The 15,149-nt window shown below is 44.1% G+C and carries 12 protein-coding genes; 6 read left to right on the top strand and 6 right to left on the bottom strand.

Going from position 1 to position 15,149, the window contains the following annotated elements:
* The first annotated feature begins 284 nt into the window (after positions 1 to 284).
* On the top strand, positions 285 to 1,682 hold the full coding sequence (locus AB4384_RS20255; RefSeq protein ID WP_102321497.1) for an FUSC family protein: 1,398 nt from the start codon (positions 285 to 287) through the stop codon (positions 1,680 to 1,682).
* A gap of 40 nt (positions 1,683 to 1,722) precedes the next feature.
* On the top strand, positions 1,723 to 2,262 hold the full coding sequence (locus AB4384_RS20250; RefSeq protein WP_017060533.1) for an isochorismatase family cysteine hydrolase: 540 nt from the start codon (positions 1,723 to 1,725) through the stop codon (positions 2,260 to 2,262).
* Between the two features lie 125 nt (positions 2,263 to 2,387).
* Here AB4384_RS20250 and gltX read toward each other — a convergent pair whose 3' ends face one another.
* Positions 2,388 to 3,815, bottom strand: coding sequence for a glutamate--tRNA ligase (gene gltX / locus AB4384_RS20245; protein ID WP_102321498.1), 1,428 nt, complete (start codon positions 3,813 to 3,815; stop codon positions 2,388 to 2,390).
* Positions 3,816 to 4,115: 300 nt separating this feature from the next.
* Here gltX and AB4384_RS20240 point away from each other — a divergent pair, with 300 nt between their 5' ends.
* Both AB4384_RS20240 and AB4384_RS20235 read left to right on the top strand, forming a co-directional pair.
* A complete protein-coding gene (locus AB4384_RS20240) occupies positions 4,116 to 6,920 on the top strand; it encodes a heavy metal translocating P-type ATPase (protein WP_102321499.1) in 2,805 nt (934 codons plus the stop codon).
* Positions 6,910 to 7,350, top strand: coding sequence for a DUF411 domain-containing protein (locus tag AB4384_RS20235; RefSeq protein ID WP_017060536.1), 441 nt, complete (start codon positions 6,910 to 6,912; stop codon positions 7,348 to 7,350). Before AB4384_RS20240 ends, AB4384_RS20235 begins: the two co-directional genes overlap by 11 nt.
* 261 nt (positions 7,351 to 7,611) lie before the next feature.
* Here AB4384_RS20235 and AB4384_RS20230 read toward each other — a convergent pair whose 3' ends face one another.
* Together AB4384_RS20230 and AB4384_RS20225 are read right to left on the bottom strand one after the other, a co-directional pair.
* Positions 7,612 to 8,304, bottom strand: coding sequence for an oligogalacturonate-specific porin KdgM family protein (locus AB4384_RS20230; RefSeq protein WP_102321500.1), 693 nt, complete (start codon positions 8,302 to 8,304; stop codon positions 7,612 to 7,614).
* Between the two features lie 533 nt (positions 8,305 to 8,837).
* Complete coding sequence (locus AB4384_RS20225) at positions 8,838 to 11,489, bottom strand: beta-N-acetylhexosaminidase (RefSeq protein ID WP_102321501.1); 2,652 nt, start codon at positions 11,487 to 11,489, stop codon at positions 8,838 to 8,840.
* A 404-nt stretch (positions 11,490 to 11,893) separates the two neighbouring features.
* Here AB4384_RS20225 and AB4384_RS20220 point away from each other — a divergent pair, with 404 nt between their 5' ends.
* Together AB4384_RS20220 and AB4384_RS20215 are read left to right on the top strand one after the other, a co-directional pair.
* The gene (locus tag AB4384_RS20220; RefSeq protein ID WP_102321502.1) at positions 11,894 to 12,772 is read left to right on the top strand and encodes a TraB/GumN family protein; all 879 of its coding nucleotides are present in this window, start codon (positions 11,894 to 11,896) and stop codon (positions 12,770 to 12,772) included.
* Between the two features lie 131 nt (positions 12,773 to 12,903).
* Positions 12,904 to 13,326, top strand: coding sequence for a hypothetical protein (locus tag AB4384_RS20215; RefSeq protein ID WP_102321503.1), 423 nt, complete (start codon positions 12,904 to 12,906; stop codon positions 13,324 to 13,326).
* A gap of 84 nt (positions 13,327 to 13,410) precedes the next feature.
* Here the strand turns inward: AB4384_RS20215 and AB4384_RS20210 are convergent, their stop codons facing one another.
* The 3 genes from AB4384_RS20210 to AB4384_RS20200 form a co-directional block, all read right to left on the bottom strand.
* Positions 13,411 to 14,247 (bottom strand): CsgG/HfaB family protein, encoded by an 837-nt coding sequence (locus tag AB4384_RS20210; protein WP_050646260.1) that lies wholly within the window; start codon positions 14,245 to 14,247, stop codon positions 13,411 to 13,413.
* 16 nt (positions 14,248 to 14,263) lie between these two features.
* On the bottom strand, positions 14,264 to 14,674 hold the full coding sequence (locus tag AB4384_RS20205) for a curli assembly protein CsgF (RefSeq protein ID WP_102321504.1): 411 nt from the start codon (positions 14,672 to 14,674) through the stop codon (positions 14,264 to 14,266).
* 10 nt (positions 14,675 to 14,684) lie between these two features.
* A partial coding sequence (locus AB4384_RS20200) for a curli production assembly/transport protein CsgE (protein WP_372130029.1) occupies positions 14,685 to 15,149 on the bottom strand: 465 nt, incomplete at its 5' end.

The raw sequence follows: 15,149 nt of genomic DNA, 5'->3' as shown, positions 1-15,149 counted from the left end.
CGGAAAGCCGCGATGAACCTAAAATAATCGGAACAACTAGCCAGCTTAGAAGAACGATAAACCTGATGTTCTATCGCTATTAACTATTAGAAGATCTATCGATCATTATCAGCATCGAACAATATCGTATAAGTAGAGTGACTGATCGCCCCCTCCCCCTGAATGTTAAACGATGCAATAGAGTTGCTATATTTGATGGATCAAGGCCTTCAAACTAGAGTTTAGGCTGACCAAAAGATCAGGCAATATCCTCGTATTCGATCCCTCTGCCGCTAAACCCCACTATGCTACTCATTATAAAGTCACTGAGCACTCCAGCCAAGAATGCCATAAAGGTTGCCCTAGCATTTTGTTTAGCTATCTACCTTGCGTTGTATTTTAACCTTGAGAAGCCTTACTGGGCGGCTATCGTGGTCAATATATTGGCCATCACTGATACTATTACTGCTGGCAAGAAAAAAGGCATTCTCAGATTGTTGGGGACGCTTTGTGGCGCGTTTGTCGGGCTTTGGTTAATCGCTGTTTTTGGGCAAGATCGATATTATTTTTTAGCAAACATCGCACTGTTACTCGCAATTTGTATATACATGGGTTCCGATCCGGTCATCGGCTATGCTTACATTACGGCATTTATTGTCTGCATCCTGCTGGCGATATCTGGCAGCTTTGATGGTGTAGCTACATTTAATATTGCGGTACTAAGGCTGCAAGAAACCCTGCTTGGCTTCGTGGTCTATACGACCATCTATAGCGTGGTTTGGCCTGAGGATGATGACACACGCTTTAACAACGAAGTCAGTGTTGTTTTAGAGGCGATGTCTCCCCTCATTCATTCACTCGCTTACAATGACTCAGCGCAGCGTTTCCAGTTACACACGAGCTGCGAGTTAAATATTGAAAGCCCGACCTTCAAAGCGCTAAACGATCTGATGCGCCTGCCCGATTTGCATGGCCGTATGCCTGCCAGAAAGCAGTGGAAGCATCAACAGCAAACTCAAGCAATCTGGGTTGCCAAACAGTTACTGCAAAACGCCCATGATCAAGGGGTTGATCACAATGATTTTTCGATACTTAACCAGGCTATGGCTTTTATTGAAGCATCATCGGTTAATGTCGATTACAAGCCCCCTTTTCCAGAGACAGTCAAACAATTCTACCAGGGTAACTTTAAGAAAAAGCGCTTATTTGCCCGATTACTTGACAACAGCCAGCAACGATTAAGCAATACGTTAGTCGGCACAATGAGCTTCATCTCAGCAATTCTAGTCTGGATATATCTACCAATATCATCGGGAAGTCTGTTCATCATTAACAGTGCCATTTGCGCCTTGATATTAAGCAACATGCCTAGGCAAATGATAAAGCACTGGACCATTGGCTACTTAGCCTTTGGGTCACTGTTCCTCATTCAGTATGTTATGCTGTTACCTTCGATGACCGAAGTATGGCAATTAATGGCATTTTACTTTGTTAATGTCTTTACGGTGTATCGCCTGTTCGCTGGTAATCAGTGGATGGTCTATCGAGTTCTCGGGGGCAACCTATTAGTAATGATTACCATGAGCGCAACGCAACTTGTGCCTGTTTATGACGTCACTACCCCTTTGAACCTACTCATTTATATGATGGTTGCACTGGCTTTCATCCGCTTTTACACCCGCTTAATACACCGTAAAAGTTAACCACTATAACCTCACACAAAGACCACTAAGGCATAAAGTAATGAAAATGAGTAAATGCTCTGCGCTTGTCGTTATCGACCTGCAACAAGGTATCGTTGATCAATTACCGGAAACCGTGTCCCGACCGATCATAGAGAACAGCCTTGCTCTCTGCGATGCATTTGATGATGCTGATTTACCCGTAATTATTGTTAATGTAGCCGGTCGTCCACAAGGCCGAACGGAACTGCAAAATAAAGCGGCTCAGCCTGACGCATCAAAGATCGTATGGGGAGAGGTCATCGAAAGCCTGCGCCTAAACCCTAATTATCGCTATCTAACCAAATATTCCTGGGGTGCATTTACCAACACAGATTTGCAGAAGCAGCTTTGTGAGCAAGGTATTACGGATATTTATCTGACCGGGGTAGCAACAAGTATTGGGGTCGAATCAACGGCTAGACAAGCATTTGAACTGGGTTATAACGTGGTGATTGTCGAAGATGCGATTGCAGATATGAACCCGATGAACCACCAGCACAGCTGCCAAAATATATTCCCAAAACTCAGTGTTTTAGCAAAAGCTCAAGACTTGCTATAACTGTCTCGTCCTAAAATACGTTGACCGTATTTTCATTAAACAATAAAAAGCCGACAGCGAATTAAGCTGTCGGCTGATGATCGTTCTATCTCAAGTACATTCTATCTCAAACAAGAGAAATAGGATTAAGCGTTAGCTTCACGCTCAGCAATGAACTCAAGAGCCATCTTGATGCGAGCGATTACGCGCTCTTTACCAACAAGCTCCATCACTGCATCAACAGAAGGAGACTGACCGCCGCCTGTTACTGCTACGCGAAGTGGCATACCGATTTTACCCATGCCGATCTCTAGCTCTTCACATACTGCTGCGATAACACCGTCTTTGATGTTTGCAGTCGTGAAATCTTCAAGCGCTTCAACCTTAGCAAGCGCAAGCTCTAGTGGGCCTTTAGCAACACCACGTAGGTGCTTCTTCGCTGCGCCAGCTTCAAACTCAGAGAAATCTTCGTAGAAGTAACGAGATTGCTCAGCAAGTTCGATAAGCGTGTTACAACGCTCGCCAACTAGCTTGATCACTTCAGTGATAGCTGGACCGTTTGTTGTATCGATCTTCTGTGCGTCTAGGTGCCATTGCAGGTATTTTGCAACGTACTCAGGCTCAGATGTCTTGATGTAGTGGTTGTTCAACCAAAGTAGCTTATCAGTGTTGAATGCAGAAGCAGACTTGCTGATAGCCTTCAGGCTGAAGAATTCAATCATCTCTTCTTGAGAGAAGATCTCTTGGTCACCGTGAGACCAGCCTAAACGAACTAGATAGTTGTTTAATGCATTTGGTAGGTAACCTTCATCGCGGTATTGCATTACAGAAACAGCACCGTGACGCTTAGAAAGTTTCGCACCGTCATCACCAAGAATCATTGCACAGTGAGCGAACGTTGGAACTGGCGCGCCTAGTGCTTCATAGATGTTGATTTGACGAGGTGTGTTGTTGATGTGGTCTTCACCACGAACAACGTGTGTGATACCCATATCCCAGTCATCCACTACAACTACGAAGTTGTAAGTTGGAGCGCCGTCTGTACGACGAATGATTAGGTCATCAAGTTGGCTGTTAGAAATTTCAATGCGACCACGGATTTGGTCATCAAATACTACGCTGCCTTCTTTAGGGTTACGGAAACGGATAACGCATGCATCACCTTCTTTTGCTGCTTCGTTTGCTGCAACAATTTTAGGGTGGTTAGCATCGTAACGAGCCATCTCTTTGTTTTCTTCTTGCTCTGCACGAATTTCATCAAGCAGTTCTTTAGACGCGTAGCATTTGAATGCTTTGTCTTCAGCAAGTAGCTTATCAACCATTTCGTTGTAACGGTCAAAACGCTTAGATTGGTAGTAAGGACCTTCGTCCCATTCCATACCCATCCATTGCATGCCTTCTAGAATTGCATCAACCGCTTCTTGAGAGTTACGCTCAAGGTCTGTGTCTTCGATACGTAGAACGAATTCACCGCCTTGGTTTTTAGCGAATAGCCAAGAGTAAAGTGCAGTACGTGCACCACCAACGTGAAGATAGCCAGTTGGGCTAGGAGCAAAACGAGTTTTAACCGTCATTTAAATACCTTGATTATGTAGGTGATTCTTTTAGTGCTCGCCATTACAAGGCCTGCAATAGTCAAACATCACTAAATTTTGGGCGCTATTTTATCACCACCGCTTAAATCTACAATCAGTAGTGAATGATTAATGCGCTGTTGTTGTACGAAAGCCGTTATTGAAAGGCCAATTACGCCCTTAAAGTCGTAAATAGATAGTCTTAGCAAGTAGATTATAGCCGCACATTCTTAATTTCCCTCTTCCATTCCAAACTGAAACCACCAGCTAGCACTCCACCAAGATCAAATTCTTGAATTTATGTTTGACCTTACCCTTACGGGAAGGTTTATGTTAGGCGTAGATGAGAATTGGAGTATCGATATGAACTACTACACAACGGCGCTCAACGGCCTAAATTGCATGGGTTGCGCGAAGAAAGTTCGCACACTGTTTAGCGATCTCGACAGCACGATGATTAATGACATATCGCCGACCTACATCGATATTTCGACTCCATTTAGTTACATTCAGCTCAACGAACAGTTAGCAACGCTTGGCTATTCTATGGGTAATCAGCTGCACCTTTCGCTATCCGGTCTGAGTTGCGGCAAGTGTGTGAGCAAACTGACTAAAGCGCTTGAACAAACTGAGCAAGCCTTAAACCTAGAAGTCAGCAAACAGGAATTATCACTGGTTACTCTGCTTTCTGAGTCTGAGGTGATTAAGCTGGTCGAAAGCCTGGGTTACCACGCAGCTCCCTACTCAGAAACGAATGACCTTTCATCGAGTTCAGATTTAGAAGACGAACAAGCAGATAAAAAGAGTGAAGATAAAACCGCAGCTAGCCAATATACCTATCACCTTGTTCTTGAGGGGATGACTTGTGCGAGTTGTGTCTCTTCGGTAGAGAAAGCACTGAAAAAGAATGAGTTTGTCGACCAAGCTCAGATCAACCTTGCCGAACAAACTGCCTTGGTTTTCACCTCCAAAACACGTGATCTCATTGAAAACAAGCTCATCGAATCAGTCAAAGCTGCGGGGTATGGCGCCGAGTTTGTTGATGATGCGGCAACACAACAACAAAAACAGCAAGAGCAACAACTTCGTACTCAACAAGCCTTCCTTAGAAACTCAGTAAGCGCGTTGGTAATCGGTGCACCGCTAATGGCATGGGGCGTGTTCGGCGGCAGCATGACCATTACTACATTTAACGACCAACTGGCTTGGGGATTCATTGGTGTGGTTTGTTTAGTGTTGTTAGCCACTTCTGGACGCAGCTTCTTCACCAATGCTTGGCAATCCTTGATGCATAAACGCGCGACCATGGACACGCTAGTAGCTTTGGGTACAGGCGCAGCATGGTTCTACTCAATGTTGGTTGTGCTCATTCCATCATGGTTCCCTGAAGCTTCTCGCCACGTCTACTTTGAGGCGAGCGCGATGATCATTGGCCTTATTTCTTTGGGTCACTACATCGAGGCCAAAGCCAAAGCTCGCACTACAAAATCGCTACAGGCACTGATTAATTTACAGCCTCAAAAAGCGATGGTTATCGTCGATGGCAAAGAGCAAACCATCGCCGTAGAGGCCATCCAAGTTGGCATGCAAGTTCGAGTAAAGCCGGGAGAAAAAGTCCCTGTCGATGGTGTCGTGGTTTCGGGTGAATCTTATATCGATGAATCGATGCTGACTGGTGAGCCGCTTCCCAACGTAAAATCAGTTAATGATGGCGTTTCTGCAGGTACCATTAATGGTGACGGCAGCTTAATTATTGAAGCGACAGGAATTGGCTCAAGCACTATGTTGGCTCGCATTATCCAGATGGTTCGCCAAGCACAAAGCAGTAAACCTGCAATTGCCAAGCTTGCCGACTCTATCTCTGCTGTTTTCGTTCCTGTTGTAGTCGCGATCGCTGCCATTGCCGCCTTAGTTTGGTTTTTTGTTGGCCCACAACCAAGTGCAAGCTACATGCTTGTCGTATCGACGACCGTGCTGATCATCGCTTGCCCATGTGCATTAGGTCTCGCGACCCCACTCTCTATTACTGTCGGTGTCGGTAAAGCGGCTGAGTTTGGCGTTCTAATCAAAGACGCCGATGTATTGCAATCAGCTAGCAAAATCGATGCTGTTGTGTTTGATAAAACAGGCACATTGACCCAAGGAAAACCAACCGTTCAACAGGCCTTTTACCCTAATCTAACGGAACGGGAATTACTGGCTTACGCTTATTCAGTGGAAGTAGGATCTGAGCACCCACTCGCCAAAGCCGTTTGCCAATATGCAGAGAGCTTGGAAGTTTCAGTACTCCCACACAGCGAATTTGAAAACCGCCGCGGCCTTGGCGTACAAGCCAACATTAACGGAAAACACATCCAAGTCGGCTCTCTTAAATACCTAACCCAACTCGGTGTTGATACTCAAATAGGTAGTGACTTTATTGAACTTTGCCGCGCACAAGCATGGACGCCAATCTTCGTCGTCATCGACCAAAAACTGGAAGGCATATTAGGCATTTCAGACGCATTAAAAATAGATAGCAAACAAGCTATTGCTCAACTAAAATCCGCCGGAATTCACACTGTGCTATTAACGGGCGACAACGACTCTGTAGCTCAAGCGATAGGTAAAAACGTCGGTATCGACGAAGTGATTTCAGAAGTGCTTCCAGAGCAGAAAGCTCAACACATTGTTCAGCTGCAACAGCAATATAAGAGTGTTGCCATGGTCGGAGACGGTATTAACGACGCGCCTGCACTTGCTCAAGCAGATATAGGCATAGCAATGGGCAGTGGCAGTGATGTCGCGATTGAAAGTGCGCAAATGACGCTACTCAACTCGTCGCCACTGTCTGTCAGTAACGCGATTGAGCTTTCCCAAGCGACCGTGAGAAACATGAAGCAAAACCTGTTTGGTGCCTTTATCTATAATTCACTTGGTATTCCAATTGCGGCTGGTGTGCTCTACCCATTCTTTGGATTTTTACTTAGCCCTGTCGTTGCAGGCGCTGCGATGGCGATGTCATCAATCACCGTAGTCAGCAATGCCAACAGATTAAGACTGTTCAAACCCACTCATTCTAATATCAACAAAAACCATATTCATGAGGTTAACCATGATTCGTAAAATTATGACTCTTACTGCACTCGCTGCAATTTCAGGACAGGCTTTGGCTACTGATGTGCTAAACCATAAATCTCCATATTGCGGCTGCTGCACTGAATGGACAGAACATATGCGAGATGCTGGGTTCGATGTTACTGAGAAGCTCCACGATGATATGAACCCAATCAAGCAGAAGTTAGGGGTAACACAGGAGTTAGCCTCTTGCCACACTGCAGAGATCGACGGTTACGTATTTGAAGGACACATTCCAGCAGATGACATTAAAGCCTTTCTAGAAAACCCACCACGTAATGCGATTGGTTTAGCGGTTCCGGGTATGCCAATGGGTTCGCCAGGCATGGAGTATGGCGATAAGAAAGACGAGTATTCTGTGTATGCGTTTAATGAAAAAGGTCAGGTGTTTGAATACCGTCACTACAACGGAAAATAGAACCTAAACAGACCAACACACAGCAATAAAAAGAAGTCATAAAAATAGAGCCTAGCATTCAGTAAACCCAAGACTGTGGTTTACTTGCTAGGCTCTTTGCTTTTGGACAGTAAAGCAAATCTTGTCGCGGCACCAACCGGGCTGTTAGTACCGCTATGTTCCCCTCGCTAATTAGCTAGCAAGCTATTTAGCAAAAAGCTATTTAGCGAAGAAGCTCACTCGGCTAATAATCTAATAGACTAAGCAACCAAGCGAATCAGCTTAGAAGCCGTAAGAAGCACCGAATACGAATGCGTTGTTCTGCTTAGAATCGCCGTTTGCGAAATCTACACCGTTAGCTTGGCTACGGAATTCAAAGTAAGGTTGAACACCTTGACGAGTCCATGTTGCACGTAACTCGTGGTCCATCGCTTCAGCATCAATCATGTATACGTTGTTGTAGCTAAGCGCTAGGTCAGCATTCACTGTGTAAGCAATGCGGTTATCCATGCGGTAGTCTGTGTCAGCATTAGCTGAAGTATCATCGATGTGTGCACGAGTACGGTTACTAATAGAGATGCCGTTGTCGAAGTTGTAACCGATCTTAACTAGTGGACGGAACTGAATGCTTTCACCCGCAGAGAATAGATGTTGGTAACCCGCAGCAACCCATAGGTTGTCAGTGATGTTGAAAGATTGCTCACCACCTACAGTGATGCCTGGAGTAGTATTACCTGCACCGCCATTTTCAGATTCAAGTTTGCCCAGTTGGATACCATCAAACTCAGAATAAACCGTGAAACCGCCTAGAGTGTTATCAAACGTGTGACCAGCTTCTAGCGTAGAAGTCATGTCAGAACCGTGGATACGGCCATCGTCATGAATTTGGATGTTACCCGTTACGTAAGAAGAACCAGCAAAAGCACTAGAAGCGAAAGCAAGAGAAAGAGCACTTAGAGCGATAATTTTTTTCATAGTAAACTGCCTTAGTTTAATTTTTTCAGCGGCACATCTTCGGTACATCATTCACCTTCACCGCTTGAGTAGTTGGTAGCCTCCCTGGCATGAAATCTATGTTGCTCGAATTAATTCGCGTTTAAAAATAAAAGGGACAGCAGAGTGATCCCTCTCACTATCAAAAAAAGACAAGTTATTTAAAACCTTAAAATCAACAACTTAAAAACATAAAAATTGATAAAAAACTTAAGATGGAAAAATATACAGATCGGGATCACGTTATTTCACGAAGAAAAATTAAATCTAGATAGTTGAATCACATCTGATTTAGAGTTTTTTACAGGGGGCTTTTTTTTTGAAGAGAATAATGAGAAGCGCGTCACTTTTGGGATTAAAGTCACCTTATGTGCATTGTTGATGATATGACCAAAGGCGATTTCTATATGTTTCAGTTTTGGATATGCACCTAATTCGCAGTAAACAAAAAGAGCTCCCGTTTTATCTTGAATAAGATAAAGGTCAGGAGCTCTTCTACTAATAGTGCTTATCGATTATTTAACTGAGGTCACTCGACTTACTTTCTCACCACTTTCTGAAATAGAGCGGATGTAAGTCTCACCAGAAACTGATGGACGTTGTTGCTCATCGTATGTTAGCCAGTTTTCGCCATCAGCAGAGTATTGCAGCTCTACACCTGGGAATTGAACGTTCATCGCTAGCTTACCGTCAACAACCTTCGCACCTGGAACTGGTAGTCGGTAATCAATACCCGCTTTTTCTAGCTTAGCTAGCTCACGTTGACCAAGAATATTCGCGAAGCGATTAAAGTCGCTGTTCAACGCTTGCTTATTCACTAAGTTAGTTTCTTGAGAGTATTCAACACCAACCTTGTAGTCGTTTTCCCAATCTGCTCGGTGCCATGCGCGCTCTGCTGCTGCCAATACGCGAGGGAACACCATGTATTCATATTGCTCGTCAGTACGTACTGTTTCTGACCAAAGTTGAGCTGACAGACCGTAGAAAGGTTTCGCTTCAACCTCACCTTTACCAGTAAAACCATTGCCATCACGGTCTAATGATGTTTCTGCGTTTTGTGGCATGTTTTCTGGTGCGAAGCCAAACATCTTACGAGTATCGGTTGCACGTGTTGCCCAGTAGTAACCACGCTCAGCTGCATCAACTTCGTATGGCATATCCATGTATACGTAGTCTGGGTTAGAGACAATCACGTCATACCCTTTTGCTGACCAATCGTATACTGATGAAGTTCCGCCCCAGTAAAGAACGTCCCAGAAGTTCACGCGTGTACTTTCGGTCGCAAATGCTTCCTCGCCTTCGCTGTATTTCAGACCATCTTGCCATGCTTGGAAGTGGGGAATACCCTTCTCAGCAACAATCTTAGAAACCTGTTCTGCGAAGTGGCTTGGTAGATGACCGAAATCGCTTACAGTACCATCAGCGATCAATGACTGACATTGTGGTGATTGTTGGAACGGCTTATCTTGCTTAGACAAATCGATGTTGCCTTTCCAAGCCACTTTATCTTCTGCATTAATATCTTGTAAGCCTGCGCCTAACTTGATGTTTTTCGCTTCATCGCCGCCGAAGTGCCAAGTCGTTAGCGGTACGCCCGCTTCTTGGTGCATTGCCGCCACTTCAGAGATTACTTTATCGACGAAGTGAGTTGATGACTCCATACATGGGTTAATGAAGCTTTGCTTATCGTAGAACTGAACCGTGGTTACATTCGATGTATCTTGCGGATCCATCAAGCGGTATTCGTTCGCTTCTGCTTCTTTGCCTTCCGCCATGAGACGAGTGTAACGCGCTTCCATTGATACCACAGCTGAACGAGCGTGTGCTGGCATATCAATTTCAGGGATAACTTCGATGCTGCGCGCTTTAGCGTAGCTTAGGATCTCGACGTAATCCGCTTTACTAAAGAAACCAGAGCCAAAGTTGTCTGTTGTTGGACCAGAACCTAGCTGAGGCAGTAAGCAGCTTTGTTCATCCAAATCAAAACAACGATTAGACCCTACATCCGTTAGCTCTGGTAAACCTGGAATTTCTAAACGCCAACCTTCATCATCCGTTAGGTGAAGGTGCAGTTTATTCATCTTGTATGCCGCCATTTGATCTAGCGTTGCTAGGATGGCATCTTTTGAGTGGAAGTTTCGAGCAACGTCCACCATCACACCACGATAATCAAAGCGCGGCGCATCTTTAATTGACAGTTGTGGTAATGATTCAGCGTTCTGACTATCTATTAGGCCAAAAATAGACTGAACTGCGTAGAAAGCACCCGTTTTATCAAACGCTTTAATTGCAATCCCCTCTTCCGAGATGCTTAGTTCATAAGCGCCAGATTTCGCTAAATCACCCGTAAACTGAGTAGGAACAACAGCGACACTCACAGGTAGGTCGCCACTCACATCTACGTTTACCACATCTGCACGTTCTTCAATTGCTGCGAATTGCTCAGCGTCGAATGCGTCTTTAGGTAGGGCAATACCACCAGCAATGCTAACTGAACCTTCACCGGCTTCTACCGACATTGGCGTTGGTAGTAAAGTAGTTGATACGTCTTGCGTTGCTAGATCAGCATTCTTTTCAAAACGCGTCACCGCTGTCGCCATTACGTTATTATCATCAGGCGTACGCTTAAGGTTATTACCCTTTAGACCAGTTACGAACGATGCAACATCTTCTGTATTCAATGATGCAATCATCTTAGGTTCTGCGTTTGGCGCCGTCACGAATGCACCTGGCATAAAGTCAGTTTCAAACAGTTGCCAGTATTCACTCGTTAACGGAAGAACCACTTCTTCACCAGCCGCAAAGCCGTCAAATTTTTCAGTAGGTTCTAGCTTGTGAAGGTCACCAGTAACGCGAGTGATCTTAAATTGCTCATTATCAACATCTAAAATAAGACGAATACTGTGGAAGTAGATGCTCCAATCTTTAGAGTCAATCGCTTCACCGTCATTGGTTAGCGTCATGTTCACTTTATTACATGACGCCCATTCAGCACCTAGGTCCTGACAAGCCAAGCCTTCATTCGCACCATGATTAGTTAGAATTTCGTACTGAACATCAAGATTATCAGCCAGTGCATTCACTACTTTTTGTTCTGGTGCTTGCGTTACTGCACAACCTGTTAGGCCAGCCAATACCGCTACAGATAGTAAGTTTCTCTTCAACATCGTATTCACCCATAAATTAAAAATTGAGTAAGAAGCAAAATGGAGCGCTTCGAAAGTTAGATAAACTATATGGGCTTATTTTTTACCGTGAATTAAATCGAGCTAATAAAGTGATCGGCTTCAAATCTCAAAAATTTTTATAAATTTAATTTAAATAAAATCATCAAGTTACAAGCAACGGCACTTCCGTCATTTTAATTTTGACGTAAAATTTGAGAAATGAATCACAATCTTTTTTACCGATTTCATAAAATCGTGTCATTGGTAGTCAGAAAGGATTTAGAGTTTCAGCGTATTATTATACTTTTCGTACAAACAACGTGACATTGTTCTCAAAAAAAACCGTTAAAAAACACCGTCAAAATCGATTTTAACGAGTTTAATACTTCCTTAAGGAGCTCCCTTTGCGTCCACTCTGGTACATGGTTTTATTCGTTCTCGCTTTTTCAGCTAGGCAAGCGGTCGCCGAGCCCCTTTATTGGCAAGCACAAAAGGATGATCTGACACTCACTATCTTAGGTTCAGTGCACGTTGGAGACGAGAGTATGTACCCCCTTCCTTCGGCGATCACCGACGCGCTAAAAAACAGTGATGGCTTAATTATCGAAACGGATATCAGAAAGTCTGATGGCGTTTTATATCCCCGCAACAAACTAACGACTGCCGATGTACTCAATACAGAACAGCTGCAATTATTAACCGACATATCAAAATCATTGGGCATGCCGACGCAACAGCTGCTTAGTTCACCGCCTTGGGCAACTTCTCTCTCCATACAAATGCAGCAGTTAAAAAACCTTGGTTATGGCTCCGCCAGCGGCGTTGATGCGACGCTAGCGAACAAAGCGACTACCCAAGATGTTCCGGTTATCAGTTTGGAGCCTCTGCAATTCCAAATAGACCTGATGACAAAACAAAAGGACGACGGTAAGGAATGGTTAGTCAGTAGCCTAGAAGAATTTGACCAAACGGACCGTGTTGTACATTGCCTCATTGAAAGCTGGAAAGCGGGTGATTTAGCGAAGCTGGAAGCCTTCTCAGAACTGTCAGAGATGTCGCCTGAACTTGAGAAAGCATTCTTAACCGATCGCAACATAGACTGGGCAAACAAACTATCCTCCAATGATTGGAAGCTTAAGACTAAAGGGAACTACATGATAGTAGTTGGTACCTTGCACCTAATTGGAGAAGGTAACCTTATACAGTTATTAGAAAAGAAAGGCTTCAGTGTCATTCAGCAATCACAAAGCCAATCAGCCCAATGTCAATTTGAGACTAGCTAAAAAAGCTAACGATGCTCAACCTCATTTTGTTTTCGTTATAAAAGCATTTCCTTAATAACAGAATCTTTACATTTAATAGCACCATTGCAGTGCTATTATCTTTCGCTCTTTTTACCTATGGCGTTGTTCTAATGAAACCAGTACTTTTTGCTTTCCCTTTAGCCCTCACGATGCTGATGCCCTCAATAGCCTCAGCCAAAGAAACATGCACCATCGAACAGTTTCAGGCGATAGACATACAACCGGATACCAAAGGCGGTGTATTAGATAAAGAAAGCGGACAGTTTTTGATTACAGAGAAACCACCGATGCGCTGCGCCAATATTACGTTCACAACATCTACAACACGAAACCGTATCGCAAGCCAAATGAACAACAATTTTGAAGCAAACTTTTACGACAACCAAACGGGAAGCTCTCACTCGGTGACGTTTGATGAAGATGAAATAAAGGCAGGTTACATTCGAATAGGCCCGAATAAGCCAGCGGAAGCGTATGTTTGTTTTGTTACCTCGGAAACACCGATAAAAGATATTACGTGTGATGTGAATTGATCATTGAGTTGCTTGAAGAAAAAAACAGGGCTAAGGGAAAGGTCCGTTTTCCGCATAGCCCTATTTTGCTGCTTACTCGGTAGCTTAAAGTATGTCTGTACTCGCTTCGGAATAACGTGCGATAATCGGATTTTCTAATGCATTCGGATCGCCCGGCGACCACATTCCACGCTTCATTCCTTTCACAATCAAATGAATCACCGCGGCATCAATAGCAGACATCACAGCAATATTGACCGGTTCATTTTGGCTATAGCCCATTTCAACTTCCAACAGTTCTTTGTAATCAACAAATCGAAATGCGCCGAACCCAATCTCGTGTGAAGAGATAGTTTTAGTGGTGGTGACACTCAATAGAACTTGCCCGGTTCTAACGTCAACCGCTCTTAAATTCACAGTGACTTGATCCGTTCTATATTGTCCAGAACCACCGATCCCAAGATACTTAGCACCCGCACCGCCTGTCACGATATTCGAGTCATAAGCCACAATCCCGCCTTCGATGACGATGTTAGCGGAACTCAAAGACGACAAGTCTGCCCCATGATTATTTACGACCTTATCTTTTTTCTGAGCCGCTCGAATGATCTTACGTTCAGTCAATAAGTTTTGGAGCCCTTCACGCTCCAGAGGTACAAACCACTGAGAGTCGATAAGTGCTGTCGTCAATAAAGACGTCCCACCCTGTGGCACTGCTGTGGAAAAGTTACTGTTTGGCTGAGGCTTGTATTGGCCTGTTTGATCTCTAAAGTCATAAACTGAGACCAATATTTTGCCGCGAGGCTGAGGTAATGAGATGAGATCGGTATAAGTCGATCCTCTCGGCATCAGTTTTGGCGTTTCAGAAGTCTCTGGAATTTGCATAGAGTAAGTGCACCCTCCCAACACAAAGGTCAAGAAGACGATAATGATCGATTTCATAACACAATCCTTGTGATTAGAGGTCTGGGTTTAGTCCCGAAACACTGATTTCTGTTGATTCCCCTGTCGCTTTATCGACGATTTGAACGAGTAAGGTCCCGGAGTCGTCAACAATATTGAGGAAAAAGTCATCTGTTTCTAACTGCCCTGTATTTCCATTACCCACGTCAGCAAGCAATTGGCTAATTAAACGGGACTCTAAACTCGAAGCTAGGCGATCTAACGCAGACTCTTGTTCATCAAAAATATCCCTAGCATTAGGGTCTTCAAAATCATTGATGGCATTAGCGTGATTAAAAAGGTGAGAGCTGTTTAAAGCATTTCCGCCAAAACTTGGGTTTACGGGCGTGTAAACTAACTCGCTCGAGTAAACCGAAGGCGAAGCGAGCAACACAATAAGCACAGCCTTTCTGAAACATATCGACATCCTTGGCTCCTTAAAATTCATCATGGTCTAGATCGTAAGTGTCCTGAAAGATCCGTTCCGCTTGCCATCGGATGATGTAATTCCCAACCACTCGTGTTGCATCGGCAGCGCGTTCTTTCGCTTGTCTACGACCAGGGGACAACGCCGTACGGAAGATCGGTTTTCTAGAGTGTTGAACCTCTATGATGCTTCCTGATAACGCCGTTGGCCTTTCTTTTACCGTCAAATTTTCCTTAAGGTCGGGATAACTATCATTGAGCGATTGCGAGAAGAAAAAATAGAAATCCTCTCCCAACCGCGTAATGGTTCTGTCCACAATGATTCCATCGACTTCACTGAAGTCATTGAATTTTTCCTTAAGATTATTTGTCGAGTCCTCAAGTTTTTGTCCATTTTCTAAAGGAGCAGCATTTTCAAGACCATGACTCTTTTCTTCTGCATGAAGAGCAAAGGAAAGCGGCTTTGTTGCGTAATT

Origin of the sequence: Vibrio sp. 10N.261.51.A4 (assembly GCF_041471945.1) — a bacterium.
In the GTDB taxonomy this organism is placed as follows: Bacteria; Pseudomonadota; Gammaproteobacteria; order Enterobacterales; family Vibrionaceae; genus Vibrio; species Vibrio crassostreae_C.
The sequence above is the reverse complement of the archived record's forward strand: the minus strand, read 5'-3'. Positions and strand labels throughout refer to the sequence as shown.